This window comes from Skermanella stibiiresistens SB22 (assembly GCF_000576635.1).
Lineage (GTDB): Bacteria > Pseudomonadota > Alphaproteobacteria > Azospirillales > Azospirillaceae > Skermanella > Skermanella stibiiresistens.
The window spans coordinates 132,469-146,892 of sequence record NZ_AVFL01000008.1 but is presented as its reverse complement, the minus strand read 5'-3'; the positions used below and the strand labels follow the sequence as shown (position 1 = coordinate 146,892).

Sequence of the window (14,424 nt, the reverse complement as noted above, 5' to 3'; positions counted from 1 at the left end):
GTCGCATTCCGGATCTCCGCTCGACATCGAAGCAGGAGATCACGATGCCAAAAGACAGCAATTCCACCACCAGCCCGACCATCACCGTGTCCACCGGACCGCTGCCGGCGTCGCGCAAGGTCCACGTGCCGGGTGTCCTGTACCCGGACATCCGGGTAGCACTCCGCGAGATCGACCTGGAACCGTCCAGCGGCGAGCCGCCCGTGCGGGTTTATGACAGTTCCGGCCCCTACAGCGATCCAGGGGCCTCCATCGACATCGCGCGCGGCCTGCCGGCCCTCCGGGCACCCTGGATCGCGGCGCGCGGCGACACCGTCGCCTACGAAGGTCGCCCGATCCGGCCGGAGGACAACGGCCTGCGGGCGGGGCAGCGCTCCAACCTGGAGCAGTTTCCCGCGACCGCGCGAAAGCCGCTTCGGGCGGGCGGCGTCGGAGCCGTCACCCAGATGGCCTATGCCCGGCGCGGCATCGTCACGCCCGAGATGGAGTATGTCGCCATCCGTGAAAACTTGGGCCGCGAAAACCTAGGCAGGCGGGAGGCCCTGGAGAATACGCGCGACGGGCAGTCGTTTGGCGCCGCGATCCCCGACCACGTGACGCCGGAATTCGTTCGCGACGAGGTGGCGCGGGGCAGGGCGATCATCCCGGCCAACATCAACCATCCGGAGAGCGAGCCGATGATCATCGGCCGCAATTTCCTGGTCAAGATCAACGCCAACATCGGCAACTCCGCCGTGGCGTCCTCCGTCGCGGAGGAGGTCGAGAAGATGGTCTGGGCCACCCGCTGGGGTGCCGACACCGTGATGGATCTCTCGACCGGCGCCAACATCCACACGACGCGGGAATGGATCATCCGCAATTCCGCCGTGCCGATCGGCACAGTCCCGATCTATCAGGCGTTGGAGAAGGTCGGCGGCAAGGCGGAGGATCTCGACTGGGAGATCTTCCGCGACACGCTGATCGAGCAGGCGGAGCAGGGCGTCGACTACTTCACCATCCACGCCGGGGTGCGGCTGGCCCATATCCCGCAGACGGCCAAGCGGGTCACCGGCATCGTCTCGCGCGGCGGGTCGATCCTCGCCAAGTGGTGCCTGGCCCACCACAAGGAGAACTTCCTCCACACCCACTTCAATGAGATCTGCGAGATCATGCGGGCCTACGACATCAGCTTCTCGCTGGGTGACGGGCTGCGGCCGGGCTCGATCGCCGACGCCAACGACGCGGCGCAGTTCGCCGAATTGGAGACGCTGGGCGAGCTGACCCGGATCGCCTGGACCCATGACGTCCAGGTCATGGTCGAGGGTCCGGGCCACGTCCCGATGCACAAGATCAAGGAGAACATGGATCGCCAGCTCGAGGTCTGCCGCGAGGCGCCGTTCTACACGCTCGGGCCGCTGACCACCGACATCGCCCCCGGCTATGACCACATCACCAGCGGCATCGGCGCCGCCATGATCGGCTGGTTCGGCACCGCCATGCTTTGCTATGTGACACCCAAGGAGCATCTGGGTCTGCCCGACCGCGACGACGTCAAGGTCGGGGTCGTGACCTACAAGATCGCGGCCCACGCCGCCGACCTCGCCAAGGGACATCCGGCGGCGCGCTCGCGGGACGACGCGCTCAGCCGGGCGCGCTTCGACTTCCGCTGGCGCGACCAGTTCCACCTGTCGCTCGACCCCGAGACGGCGGAGCGGTTCCACGACCAGACCCTGCCGGCCGAGGGCGCCAAGTCGGCCCATTTCTGCTCGATGTGCGGTCCCAAGTTCTGCTCCATGAAGATCACCCAGGAGGTCCGCGACCACGCCAACTCCGGCATGGCCGACATGTCGGAGAGCTTCCGCGCCGGAGGAGCCGAGATCTACCGGCCCCTCGCCTGACTTTCAGCCGTAGGTCGGGTAGAGCGTAGCGGCACCCGACAAGCAGGCGAGTTGGTGTCGGGTGCCGCTACGCTCTACCCGACCTACTTTTCGTCCCCAACCTACCGAATAGCCGCCAAGCCGTTTGGGAATGGATCCTTCTCCCTGCCGACGGGGATTTTCCGTCCGCTTTTTTCAACACGGATGAAGAGGATTTACAGGATGGACACGGATCTGACGGACGTTGATCCCTCGTCCACCGCGATGATGGACAGGCGAGTCGAACCATCCGTGTCCATCCTGTAAATCCTCTTCATCCGTGTTAAGGAAGCACGCTCCAAAACATCGAGGTTCGGGCGTGGGCCCAAGCCACCGCCAGCGAGCCGTCCGTCGCCATGGTCATCTCGACCGCCAGCGACGGCGGCCATTGACAGGGGCGGGGGCCGCCCGCGATAGTGCGGCCGCTCGATGGTGCGGGGTGGTGACGAGCCAACCCGCCGCCAAGAGGGAATCCGGTGGGGGCGCCGTCCAGCGCCCGAGTCCGGAGCTGCCCCCGCAACTGTAAGCGGCGAGCGTGTGCCGTGAGGTTCAAGCCACTGGTGCCAATCGGCAACCGGGAAGGCGACGGCACCCGCACCGACCCGCGAAGCCAGGAGACCTGCCGTCGAGCGCCGTCGTTTCAATCACGACCGGGCGGGGTGTACCGGCGAAGGTGGGTCATGACATCAACGATAGCGCAACCCGGCGTCACCCTGGTCCTTGGTGGCGCGCGGTCGGGCAAGAGCCGTTTCGCCGAGGCCATGGCGGAGCGGGCGGACCGCCCCCTCTACCTCGCGACCGGCCGGGCGTGGGACGGCGAGATGGCGAGCCGGATCGACGAGCACCGCGACCGGCGTGGGCCGCGCTGGACCACGGTGGAGGAACCGCTCGACCTCGCCGGCACCCTGCCCAAACTTGCGGCTCCCGACGCCGTCGTGCTGGTCGACTGCCTGACCCTGTGGGTCACCAACCTCATGATGGAGCAGCGCGACATCGCCGCCGAGACGCGCGGCCTTGTCCAGTGTCTGGGCGGGCTCGCCGGCCCGGTCGTGTTCGTCTCCAACGAGGTCGGGCTCGGCATCGTGCCGGATAACGCCATGGCGCGCGCGTTCCGCGACCACGCGGGCCGGCTCCACCAGGAGGTGGCCGCCGTCGCCGGCGCCGTTCATTTCATGGTCGCGGGCATTCCCATGACCGTCAAAAGCACTTGTTAGGAACCTCATCTTGAGCACGAAGATTCCCGCGACCGTCATCACCGGCTTTCTCGGTGCCGGCAAGACCAGCCTGATCCGTCACCTGCTGGAGAACGCGCGCGGCCGCCGTCTGGCGCTGATCATCAACGAGTTTGGCGATTTGGGCGTCGACCGCGAATTGCTGGCCGGCTGCGGCTCCGACACCTGCCGCGAGGAGGACATCGTCGAGCTGACCAATGGCTGCATCTGCTGCACCGTCGCCGACGACTTCCTGCCGACCATCGAGAAGCTGCTGAACCAGCCGCAGCCGCCCGACCACATCGTGATCGAGACATCGGGGCTGGCGCTGCCCAAGCCGCTGGTCAAGGCCTTCGCCTGGCCGGAGATCCGCACCCGCGTCACGGTCGACGGCGTCATCGCCGTGATCGACGCCGAGGCGGTGGCGGCCGGCCGCTTCGCCAGCGATCCGGCCGCCGTCCAGGCCTCGCGGGAGGAGGATCCCTCGCTCGACCACGAAAGCCCGCTGGAGGAGCTGTTCGAGGAGCAGATCCAGTGCGCCGACATGGTCGTGCTCAACAAGGCCGACCGGGTCGACGCCGCCACCCTGGCCGCGGTCACCGAGACCGTCGCCAAGCATCTCCGCCCCTCAGTCAAGACGGTGGTCTCTGTCCAGGGCGGCATCGATCCGCTGGTCCTGCTGGGTCTCGGCGCCGCCGCCGAGGACGATCTGGACAGCCGGCCGTCCCACCACGAGTTGGAGGGCGAGGATCACGACCATGACGATTTCGACAGCTTCGTGATAGCACTCGGCACCGTCGAGACCCCCGAGGAGGTCGAGGCGCGCATCCTGACCGCCGTGACGGCCCACGACATCCTGCGGATCAAGGGCTTCCTGGACATCGCCGGCAAGCCGATGCGCCATGTGGTCCAGGGTGTCGGCGACCGTATCCAGCGCTACTACGACCGGCGCTGGAAGCCCGAGGAGCAGCGGCGCAGCGAGTTGGTGGTGATCGGCCAGCGGGGGCTCGATCGTCCCGCGATCGAAGCCATCCTGCGCGGCTGATCCCCCCATGCACCTGCTGGCGGCACAGCCCGGCACCATCTCCGACGGCGGCGAGGCCGTCGATCTCGGCCAGACGCCCGGCGACATCGTGTTCCTGTCGGCGGCGGACACCGAACTCGCCTGTCTCGCCGCCGCCCATGACCGCTTGGGCGCGGACTTCCCCACGCTGCGGCTCGCCAGCCTGCTCCAGCTGGGCCACAACCTGTCGATCGACCTCCATGTCGAGCGGGTTGTCGCCCGGGCCAAGCTGGTGGTCGTGCGGCTGCTGGGCGGACAGGGCTACTGGCCCTATGGGATCGAGCAGGTAGCGGACGCCTGCCGGCGCGGCGGCATCCCCTTGGCCGTGCTGCCCGGCGACGACCAGCCGGACCCCGAGCTGGCGCGGTTCTCGACCCTGCCGGCGGACGCCACCCACCGGCTGTGGCGCTACTGCGTCCAGGGCGGTGTCGAGAACGCCACCGGGCTGCTGCGCTACGCCGCCTCCCTGATCGGAGCGAATGCTGGCGACTGGCGTGAGCCGGTCGAGCTGATGCGGGCGGGGATCCACTGGCCGGGTCGCGACCGGCCGGGACTGGATGATCTGCGCGACGCCTGGATCGCGGAGGCTCCCGTCGCCGCCATCCTGTTCTACCGGGCGCTGGAGCAGGCCGCCAACACGGCGGTGATCGACGCGCTGATCGCCAGCCTGCGCGCGGCGGGCGTCAACGCCCTGCCGATCGCGACCACCAGCCTGAAGGAGAAGGTCGCCGCCGGGATCGTCGCCGACCTGCTGGCGCGGGCGTCCCCTGACGTCATCCTCAACGCGACCTCCTTCGCGGTGTCGCAGCCGGGTGCCGCGCGCTCGCCGACGCCGTTCGATGGCGCCGATTGTCCCGTGCTCCAAGTCGTGTTCTCCGGCGGATCGGAAGCGGCGTGGCGGAGCGGCACCACCGGCCTGTCGGCCCGCGACATCGCCATGAACGTGGCCTTGCCCGAGGTCGACGGTCGCCTGATCAGCCGCGCCGTCAGCTTCAAGGCCGAGGCGCGCCGCCACGAGGCGACGCAGAGCTGGGTGCTGTCCTACAAGCCCGTCACCGATCGCGTCGACTTCGTGGCCGCGTTGGCCGCCTCGTGGGCGCGGCTGCGGCGCACCCCCGCCGCCGAGCGCCGCGTCGCGATCGTCCTGGCGAACTACCCGAACCGCGACGGCAGGCTCGCCAACGGCGTCGGGCTCGACACGCCGGCGGGGGTGACGCGCTCCCTGCGGGCGCTGGCCGACGCCGGCTACCGCGTCGTTGGCGCTCCCGACGACCCCGCCGCGCTGATGGCGCTGCTGGGTGCCGGCGTCACCAACGACTTGGGCGGACTCGACCAGCGCGCGGTGTCCGAGACTCTGCGTCTGGACGACTACGTCAGGTTCTTCGATGCCCTGCCGGAAGCCGTCCGCGCGGCGGTCGCAACCCGCTGGGGTCCGCCGGAGGCCGACCCCTTCGTTCGGAACGGGCGTTTCCTGTTGCCGGCGATCCGCTTCGGCAATGTCGCGGTGGCGATCCAGCCGGCGCGGGGATATCAGATCGACCCGTCCAAGACCTACCACGATCCCGACCTGGTGCCGCCGCACGCCTATCTGGCCTGCTACGCCTGGATCCGGCTCGGCTTCGACGCTGATGCCGTCGTGCATTTCGGCAAGCACGGCAATCTGGAATGGCTGCCGGGCAAGTCGCTGGCCTTGTCGGAGGAATGTTTCCCCGAGGTGGCGCTGGGACCGATCCCGCACCTGTACCCGTTCATCGTCAACGATCCCGGCGAGGGCACCCAGGCAAAGCGCCGGGCCGCCGCCGTCATCATCGACCACCTGACCCCGCCGCTGACCCGCGCCGAGAGCTATGGCCCGCTCCGCGAGCTGGAGATGCTGGTGGACGAGTATTACGAGGCGGCAGGGGTCGATCCACGCCGCATCACCGTGCTGCGGGAGCGCATCCTGGACCTCAGCGCCGCGACCGGGCTCAACGTCGATTGCGGCGTTGGCCGCGACGACGAGCCCCAGGACGCGCTGGCCAAGCTCGACAGCCACCTGTGCGAGTTGAAGGAACTTCAGATCCGCGACGGCCTCCATATCTTCGGCGAATCTCCAGAGGGTGAGCAGTTGACCGACCTGCTGGTGGCGCTGACCCGGCTGGCCCGTGGCAAGGGCGTAGGCCGCGACGCCTCGCTGATCCGGGCGCTGGCGGCCGACCTGGATCTGGACTTCGACCCGCTCGACTGCGCCATGGCGGAGCCCTGGCGCGGCGCCCGCCCGGCGGCGCTGGCCGATGATGGCGTCTGGCGCAGCACGGGCGACACCGTCGAAAGGCTCGAACTGCTGGCCCGCGGGCTGGTCGCGGGTGAGACCGCCACCGATCCGGCGTGGGAGCGCGCCGGCTTGGTGCTCGACTACATCCAAAGCGAGTTACGGCCAACCGTGCGGGCCTGCGGTGCCGCCGAACTCGACGGGTTGCTGCGCGGCCTCGACGGGCGCTTCGTCGAGCCCGGCCCGTCGGGCGCCCCGACCCGCGGCCGGCCGGAGGTATTGCCGACCGGGCGCAACTTCTACTCGGTCGACACCCGCGCCGTGCCGACGCCGGCGGCGTGGCATCTCGGCTGGAAGTCCGCGTCGCGCGTGGTCGAGCGCTACCTCCAGGAGAACGGCGACTGGCCGCGGACCATGGCGCTGTCGGCCTGGGGCACCGCCAACATGAGGACGGGCGGCGACGACATCGCCCAAGCGCTGGCGCTGATGGGCGCACGGCCGACCTGGGACACCGCCACCGGCAGGGTGACCGGGTTCGAGATCATGCCGGCCGGAGTGCTCGACCGGCCGCGAGTGGACGTGACGCTGCGGGTCTCCGGCTTCTTCCGTGACGCCTTTCCGGCGCAGATGGATCTGGTCGACAGCGCCGCCCGCGCCATCGCCGACCTGGACGAACCGGACGACATCAACCCGCTGGCCGCCCGCGTCCGCGCCGACGCCGCGGCGCTGGTGGCGGACGGAGCCGATCCCGCCGCGGCGCGGCGCCGGGCGGGGCATCGCGTGTTCGGCTCCAAACCGGGAGCCTACGGGGCAGGGCTCCAGGCGCTGATCGACGAGCGCGGCTGGGAGACCGACCAGGACCTGTCCGACGCCTATCTCGCCTGGGGCGGCTACGCCTATGGCGGCGGCGTCGAGGGAGCGGCCGAGCGCGGGTTGTTCGAGACCCGGCTGGGGGCGGTCCAGGCCGTCCTGCACAACCAGGACAACCGCGAGCACGACCTGCTTGACAGCGACGACTATTACCAGTTCGAGGGCGGCATGGCCGTCGCGGTCCGGACATTGTCGGGGCGGGCTCCGACCGTCTACCACAACGACCACTCCCGGCCGGAAAGCCCCAAGGTCCGCACCCTGGACGAGGAGATCGCCCGCGTCGTCCGAGGCCGCGTCGTCAATCCCAAGTGGATCGCCGGCATCATGCGCCACGGCTACAAGGGCGCCTTCGAGCTGTCGGCCACGGTCGACTACCTGTTCGCCTTCGCCGCCACCGCGCGCTGTGTGCGCGACCACCACTTCGACGCGGTGTTCGACGCCTATGTCGGCGACGCCAACGTCCGCGACTTCATGGCCGAGGCCAATCCCGCGGCGCTGCGCGAGATGGCCGAGCGGCTGGCCGAGGCGCAGGACCGCGGATTGTGGCGTCCCAAATCGAACGCCGCCTACGATACGCTGAAGCATTTGAGCCGGGGAGAAGCGCCGTGAAGACCGAAGGCATGACCGAAGACGAGATCAACGCCCGGCACGCCGAGAAGATGGCGAAGAAGAAGGCCGCGCGCGACCGCATGATCGCGACCAAGACCCTGGAGAAGGGGCTGCTGATCGTCCACACCGGCAAGGGCAAGGGTAAGTCCACCGCCGCGCTCGGCATGGTGATGCGGGCGATCGGCCACGGCTTCAAGGTCGGCATCGTCCAATTCGTCAAGGGCAAGTGGGAGACCGGCGAGCGGGTGGTGCTGGAGCGGTTCGCCGATCAGGTCACCATCAACACGATGGGCGAGGGCTTCACGTGGGAGACCCAGGACCGCCAGCGCGACATCTCGGCGGCCCGCGCCGCCTGGGATCAGGCGGTCGCGCTGATCCGCGACCCCGCCTACAAGCTGGTGCTGCTGGACGAGCTGAACATCGTGCTGCGCTACGACTATCTGCCGCTGGAGGAGGTGCTGGCGGTGCTGCGCGACAAGCCGGAGGACAAGCACGTCATCGTCACCGGCCGCAACGCCAAGGACGAACTGATCGAGATCGCCGACCTCGTGACCGAGATGACCATGGTCAAGCATCCGTTCCGCGAAGGCGTCAAGGCCCAGGCGGGCATCGAGTTTTGACCAAGGCCATCATGTTCATGGGCACCGGCTCCGATGTCGGCAAGTCCATGATCGTGGCCGGCCTGTGCCGCGCCTACGCCAACCGGGGCCTGCGGGTCCGCCCGTTCAAGCCGCAGAACATGTCGAACAACGCGGCGGTCACGGCCGATGGCGGCGAGATCGGCCGGGCGCAGGCGCTCCAGGCGCGGGCGTGCCGGGTGGCGCCCGTCACCGACATGAACCCCGTCCTGCTCAAGCCGCAGACCGACATCGGCGCCCAGGTCGTGGTCCAAGGCCGCGTCGTCGGCGCCATGAAGGCGCGCGAGTACCAAACCCGCAAGGGCGAGCTGATGCCGGCCGTGCTGGAGAGCTTCCACCGCCTCGGCCGCGACGCCGACCTCGTGCTGGTCGAGGGCGCCGGCAGCGCGTCGGAGGTCAATCTACGCGCGGGCGACATCGCCAACATGGGTTTCGCCGAGGCCGCCGACCTGCCGGTCGTGCTGATCGGCGACATCGAGCGCGGCGGCGTGATCGCCTCGGTCGTCGGCACCTGCGCCGTGCTGCCCCCGGCGGAACGGGCCCGGCTGAAGGCGTTCCTGATCAACAAGTTCCGGGGCGATGTCAGCCTGTTCGACGAGGGCCTTCGGATCATCACCGGGCATACCGGCCTGCCCAGCCTGGGAGTCGTCCCCTGGTTCGCCGAGGCCGACCGCCTGCCGCCGGAGGATGCCCTGGCGCTGGCGGCGGCGCGGACGACAGGCCGGCGCGGCATCCGGATCGCCGTGCCGATGCTGTCGCGGATCGCCAACTTCGACGACTTCGATCCCCTCCGCGAGGAACCCGACGTGGCGCTGGAGATGATCCCACCGGGCCAGCCGCTGCCGGGTGACGCCGATCTGGTGATCCTGCCCGGCACCAAGGCGACCATCCCCGACCTGGCGTTCCTCCGCGCCCAGGGCTGGGACATCGACTTGGCCGCGCATCTGCGCCGGGGTGGTCATGTCCTCGGTATCTGCGGCGGTTTCCAGATGCTGGGCCGCCGCCTGGACGATCCTGCCGGGACCGAGGGCGCTCCCGGCGCGGTGGACGGCCTCGGCCTGCTCGACCTGGAAACGGTGCTGGACGGGCCGAAGTCGCTGGTCGAGGTGACGGGCCGTCATCCCGCCAGTGGCACCGACATGCGTGGCTACGAGATGCACATCGGCAAGACCACCGGCCCCGCCTTGGCGGCCCCATTACTTGACCTCGACGGGCGGCCGGAAGGGGCCGTGGCGGCGGGAGGGCGAGTCAGCGGCTGCTACGTCCATGGCCTGTTCGCGGCTGACGGTTTCCGCCACGCCTTCCTCTCCGGCATCCGCGCGCGCCCCGCCAGCGGCGTCCGCTACGACGACGCCATGGAGGAGGTCCTGGACGGCTTGGCGAAACATTTGGAAACACACCTGGACCTGAACGAACTCCTGAAGCTCTGATCCACCCGCCATGCCGCCGGGATATTTTCAGACGCAAGCAACCGCCGAATGTGAACCCGCGTTATGCCGTGCGCTCAATTTGGAGATCACATGGCACAGGCGTTGGGGTACGGACGGAGTCTTGATGGTCTCAACTTTTTCCTGGCGGATGTCCGGGACGGTCTGGGACCCTATCTGGCGATTTATCTGCTGACGGTCCAGCATTGGGACGAGGCCAGCATCGGCTTGGTGATGTCGATCGCGGGCATCGCCGGGATCGTCGCCCAGATGCCGGCGGGCGCCTTGGTCGACGCGTCGCGCAACAAGCGGGGCATCGTGATCGCCGCGGCGTTGCTGGTGACGCTCGGCTCGATCACCCTGCCATTCCTGCCCGGCTTCACGCTGGTGGCGCTGATGCAGGCGATCACCGGGGCGGCCGGCGCCGTCTTCCAGCCGGCGGTGGCCGCCATCACGCTCGGCATCGTCGGGCCCAAGGCCTTCGCCCGGCGGGTCGGGCGCAACGAGTCGTTCAACCACGCCGGCAACGCCACCGCCGCCGCCCTGGCCGGCGGCGCCGCCTATGTCTTCGGCCCGATCGCGGTGTTCTGGCTGATGACCGCCATGGCGGTGGCGAGCGTGGCGGCCATGCTGACCATTCCGGCCAAGGCCATCGACCACGACACCGCGCGCGGACTGGTCAAGGATCAGGCGCATGACGACGGGCACCCTTCGGGTATCGCCGCCATCCTGGCTTGCCGCCCGCTGGTGATCTTCGCGATCTGCGCCGCGATGTTCCACTTCGCCAACGCCGCGATGCTGCCGCTGGTCGGCCAAAAACTGGCGTTGCAGGACAAGAACCTGGGCACCACCCTGATGTCGGCCTGCATCGTCGCGGCCCAGCTCGTGATGGTGCCGGTCGCCATGCTCGCCGGTGCCAAGGCGGACGCCTGGGGGCGGAAACCGCTGTTCCTGGCCGGATTCCTGATCCTGCCGATCCGCGGCGTCCTCTACACCCTGTCCGACGATCCCTTTTGGCTGGTCGGCGTCCAACTGCTCGACGGCGTCGGCGCCGGGCTCTATGGCGCGCTGTTCCCGCTGGTCGTCGCCGACCTGACGCGCGGCACCGGCCGCTTCAACGTCAGCCTCGGCGCCATCGGCACCATGCAGGGGGTCGGCGCAGCGCTCAGCACGGCGGTGGCGGGCGCCGTGGTGGTCAACGCGGGCTACAGCGCCGCCTTCCTGTTCCTGGCCGGGGTCGCTGGCGTGGCGCTCCTGCTGTTCCTGTTCGCGATGCCGGAGACGAGACCCGCCGAGTTCAAGCCCAGCCGGATCACACCCGGAACGCCAGTGACGCCATGAGGGCCGCCTGGATGCCACAGGCCGCCGCCATGATCCGGACAGCGTGGCGGACATCCATCGCCGTGGCGTCGCGCCGGCCGCCTTCGCCCATCCAGGCGTCGTCCACCAGGACGCTGCCATAGCGGCGCGGTCCCGCCAAGGCCAGCCCCAGCGCGCCCGCCATCGCGGCCTCCTGCCAGCCGGCGTTGGGGGACTTGTGCTTGCCGGCGTCGCGCAGCATCGTCAGCCACGCCGCGCGCGCCCGGCGCCACCGCTGGCCCCGGATCGCCACGGCGCTTCCCAGGATGATGAACAGCCCGGCCAGCCGGGCCGGCATCAGGTTGACCAGATCGTCCAGCCGCGCCGCCGCCCAGCCGAACGCCTGATGGCGCGGCGTCCGGTGGCCGATCATGCTGTCCGCCGTGTTGATCGCCTTGTAGGCGACGAGTCCTGGGAACCCCAGCACCGCGAACCAGAAGACCGGCGCCACGATCCCGTCGGAGAAGTTCTCGGCGCAGGATTCGATCGCGGCCCGGCAGACGCCATGTTCGTCCAGGCTTTCCGGATCGCGCCCGACGATCATCGAGACCGCCCGCCGCCCCTCCGCCAGCCCTCCCGTCTCCAGCGCGTGCGCGACGGCGGCCACGTGGTCGTACAGGCTCCGCTGGGCGATCAGGGTGCTGGCGAGAACCGCCTCGATCAGCCCGCCAAAGGGGATCGCGTCGAAGCCCCGGCTGGCGAGCCAAGCCGGCCCCGCCGTCGCCGCCACCAGCGCCACGACCGCCGCGACACCCGCCAGCCGCCGCGCGGCGTGACCCCAGGCCTCGCGGTTCAGGTGCCGGTCGAGCAGCCCGACCAAGCGCCCGAACAGGACGACGGGGTGGGGCACGCGGGCATAGATCCAGGCCGGCTCCCCGAACGCGGCGTCGATCGCCAGGGCCAGCAGGACGACGACGTCGTGGTTCATGGCCGGCGGTCCACCAGATGGACGAAGGACCCCATCACCGTGCCCCGCCGCGTCCCCATGCTCCCCATATCGGAGCCGCGCGCGTCGCGGGCACGGAACAGCGGCGCATCGCCATCCTCCGCCATGATGCTGGCGTAGTGGAACTCATGGCCGCGATGGACAGTCCCGACCGGCCCCAAGGCCGACGCCGCGACCGTCACCGCCTCGCGGTAGCCCAGGTGCAGCCGGCGCTTGGCGAAGGAGGTGTCGACCGGCAGCAATCCCGCCATCGTGTGAGGGACGCCGTCGCCATCTTCCAAGGAACGCCCGAGCACCATGTACCCGCCGCATTCACCATAAATGATCGCCCCCCGCGCGGCCGCCGACCTCAGCCCCGACAGGAAGCCGGTGGATGTGGCGAGCCTCGCCGCGTGCAGTTCGGGATAGCCCCCCGGCAGGAAGACGGCGTCGGCCAGGGCGTCTGGCGGCTGGTCGGCCAGCGGGGAGAAATGCGATAACTCGGCGCCGGCATCCCGCCAGCCGGCCAGCAGGTGCGGATAGGCGAACACGAACGCGTCGTCGCTGGCGATGGCGATCCGTTGCCCCAGCGGCGCCATCGGCGACGTATCCGTCCCTCCCGAAAACCCAGCCGGCCGGGCGAGATCGCGCAGCGCCGCCGTGTCGACATGGCGGGCCACGGCGTCCGCGGCGCCCTCCAGGAAGTCCTCCAGCGCACCATGCTCACCCGCCGGCACCAGCCCCAGGTGGCGATCGGGCAGCCTCAGCGCGTCCAGGCGCGGCAAGGCGCCCAGCACGGTAACGTCGAGCGGCGCCAGGGCCGCGCGCAGGATCGCCTCATGGTTCGGGCTGCCGACCCGGTTCAGGATCACGCCGGCGATCGTCACGTCACGTCGGAAGGTGGCGAAGCCATGGACCAGGGCCGCCACCGACTGGGACTGCGCCTTGGCGTCCACCACCAGCACGATCGGCCATCCCGCCGCGGCGGCCAGATCGGCGGTCGACCCTGTCCCATCGGCGGCACCGTCGAACAGCCCCATGACGCCCTCGACCACCAGCAGATCGGCATCGGCATCCGCCAGCCGCGCCACCGTGGCCGGGCGCATCGCCCAGGGGTCCAGGTTCAGGCAGGGCCCGCCGCTGGCCGCGGCGTGGAACATCGGGTCGATGTAATCCGGCCCCACCTTCCGCGATGCGACCGCGACGCCCGCCCGCCGGAAGTGCCGGAGCAGGGCCAGCACCGCGACCGTCTTGCCGCTGCCGGACGACGGCGCCGCGATGACCAGACCGGGTGCCGCCACGATCTCAGCCGGCCCCCGTGCCGCTGATGCCGTCCGTCGTCAGTTGACGCCCCGACAGGGCTCCCAGCCAATCCAGCGCCGGGCGGAGCGAGACGACATCGCCGACCACGACCATGGCCGGCGGCTCGATGCCATTGGCCGTCACATCGGCGGCGCAGCGCTCCAGCGTCGTTTCCAGCACGTGCTGGTTCGGCAGGGTGGCGTTGGTCACGATCGCGACGGCTTGGTCACGCGGCCGTCCGGCCTCGATGAACCGATCGGCGATGATGGCCAGGTGCTTAAGCGCCATGTACATGATGATGACCGGCGAACCCCTCGCGACCGCGGCCCAGTCGATCGTGTCGGGCACCAGTCCGGACGCGCTGTGCCCCGTCATGAAGGTGACGGCGTGGTTGCGGTCGCGGTGGGTGACGGGGATCCCGGCATAGGCTAGACCGCCGATCCCGGCCGTGATGCCGGGGATGACACGGAACGGCACCTTGTGCTCGACCAGCGTCAGGGCCTCCTCGCCGCCGCGGCCGAACACGAAGGGATCGCCGCCCTTCAGCCGAAGCACACGCAGGCCCTGCTGCGCCAGTTCGACCAGCCGCTTGGAGATGTCCGGCTGCTTGGGCGACGGCCGGCCGCCGCGCTTGCCGGCGAACTCCAGCACGCTGCCGGGACGGGCCAAACCCAGGATTTCCGGCCCCACCAGCGCGTCATAGACGATCACGTCGGCGTGGCTCAACGCGTGCCAGGCGTGGAGCGTCAACAGTCCGGGGTCGCCCGGACCGGCGCCCGCCAGCCAGACCCAGCCGGGCTCGAACTCTGGGAAGGGAAGGCCCGCGGGGAGGGACTGGGAGAGGGGAGAGGATGAGGGGATCATTGCCGCCACT

General features: G+C 69.8%; 10 protein-coding genes and 1 riboswitch. Of the genes, 7 read left to right on the top strand and 3 right to left on the bottom strand.

Going from position 1 to position 14,424, the window contains the following annotated elements; translation table 11 throughout:
• Positions 1–44 precede the first annotated feature (44 nt).
• The 7 genes from thiC (at position 45) to N825_RS13000 (ending at position 11,305) form a co-directional block, all read left to right on the top strand.
• Entirely contained in the window at positions 45–1,877 is a 1,833-nt protein-coding gene (thiC, locus tag N825_RS13030) for a phosphomethylpyrimidine synthase ThiC (RefSeq protein WP_051512275.1), read from the top strand.
• A gap of 431 nt (positions 1,878–2,308) precedes the next feature.
• A riboswitch (cobalamin riboswitch) is annotated at positions 2,309–2,536 on the top strand.
• Between the two features lie 39 nt (positions 2,537–2,575).
• Positions 2,576–3,109 carry a bifunctional adenosylcobinamide kinase/adenosylcobinamide-phosphate guanylyltransferase gene (cobU, locus tag N825_RS13025; protein ID WP_198038309.1) on the top strand — a complete coding sequence of 178 codons (534 nt, stop codon included), beginning with the start codon at positions 2,576–2,578 and terminating at the stop codon, positions 3,107–3,109.
• A gap of 10 nt (positions 3,110–3,119) precedes the next feature.
• Positions 3,120–4,151 carry a cobalamin biosynthesis protein CobW gene (gene cobW / locus N825_RS13020; RefSeq protein ID WP_245613097.1) on the top strand — a complete coding sequence of 344 codons (1,032 nt, stop codon included), beginning with the start codon at positions 3,120–3,122 and terminating at the stop codon, positions 4,149–4,151.
• A 7-nt stretch (positions 4,152–4,158) separates the two neighbouring features.
• A complete protein-coding gene (gene cobN / locus N825_RS13015) occupies positions 4,159–7,899 on the top strand; it encodes a cobaltochelatase subunit CobN (RefSeq protein ID WP_037452129.1) in 3,741 nt (1,246 codons plus the stop codon).
• Between the two features lie 11 nt (positions 7,900–7,910).
• On the top strand, positions 7,911–8,519 hold the full coding sequence (gene cobO, locus N825_RS13010; RefSeq protein ID WP_037452476.1) for a cob(I)yrinic acid a,c-diamide adenosyltransferase: 609 nt from the start codon (positions 7,911–7,913) through the stop codon (positions 8,517–8,519).
• Positions 8,520–8,530: 11 nt separating this feature from the next.
• Positions 8,531–9,967, top strand: a complete 1,437-nt coding sequence (locus N825_RS13005) for a cobyric acid synthase (protein WP_037452473.1) — start codon at positions 8,531–8,533, stop codon at positions 9,965–9,967.
• Positions 9,968–10,057: 90 nt separating this feature from the next.
• Positions 10,058–11,305, top strand: coding sequence for an MFS transporter (locus N825_RS13000; protein WP_051512273.1), 1,248 nt, complete (start codon positions 10,058–10,060; stop codon positions 11,303–11,305).
• On the opposite strand, the gene cbiB is transcribed toward N825_RS13000, so the two are convergent.
• From cbiB to cobA, 3 genes are read right to left on the bottom strand one after another with little or no spacing between them, the layout of a single operon-like run.
• On the bottom strand, positions 11,277–12,251 hold the full coding sequence (gene cbiB, locus N825_RS12995; RefSeq protein WP_037452126.1) for an adenosylcobinamide-phosphate synthase CbiB: 975 nt from the start codon (positions 12,249–12,251) through the stop codon (positions 11,277–11,279). The two genes, N825_RS13000 and cbiB, sit on opposite strands and share 29 nt — an antisense overlap.
• Positions 12,248–13,549, bottom strand: coding sequence for a cobyrinic acid a,c-diamide synthase CobB (locus tag N825_RS12990; RefSeq protein ID WP_037452123.1), 1,302 nt, complete (start codon positions 13,547–13,549; stop codon positions 12,248–12,250). Before N825_RS12990 ends, cbiB begins: the two co-directional genes overlap by 4 nt.
• Positions 13,550–13,553: 4 nt before the next feature.
• A complete protein-coding gene (gene cobA, locus N825_RS12985) occupies positions 13,554–14,414 on the bottom strand; it encodes a uroporphyrinogen-III C-methyltransferase (RefSeq protein WP_051512271.1) in 861 nt (286 codons plus the stop codon).
• Positions 14,415–14,424 lie beyond the last annotated feature (10 nt).

Bases quoted from the DNA above. Each gene is read 5' to 3' on its own strand.
- cbiB (WP_037452126.1), bottom strand. From the start codon at position 12,251: ATGAACCACGACGTCGTCGTCCTGCTGGCCCTGGCGATCGACGCCGCG.
- N825_RS13000 (WP_051512273.1), top strand. From the start codon at position 10,058: ATGGCACAGGCGTTGGGGTACGGACGGAGTCTTGATGGTCTCAACTTT.
- thiC (WP_051512275.1), top strand. From the start codon at position 45: ATGCCAAAAGACAGCAATTCCACCACCAGCCCGACCATCACCGTGTCC.
- cobO (WP_037452476.1), top strand. From the start codon at position 7,911: ATGACCGAAGACGAGATCAACGCCCGGCACGCCGAGAAGATGGCGAAG.
- N825_RS13005 (WP_037452473.1), top strand. From the start codon at position 8,531: ATGTTCATGGGCACCGGCTCCGATGTCGGCAAGTCCATGATCGTGGCC.
- cobA (WP_051512271.1), bottom strand. From the start codon at position 14,414: ATGATCCCCTCATCCTCTCCCCTCTCCCAGTCCCTCCCCGCGGGCCTT.
- cobU (WP_198038309.1), top strand. From the start codon at position 2,576: ATGACATCAACGATAGCGCAACCCGGCGTCACCCTGGTCCTTGGTGGC.
- cobN (WP_037452129.1), top strand. From the start codon at position 4,159: ATGCACCTGCTGGCGGCACAGCCCGGCACCATCTCCGACGGCGGCGAG.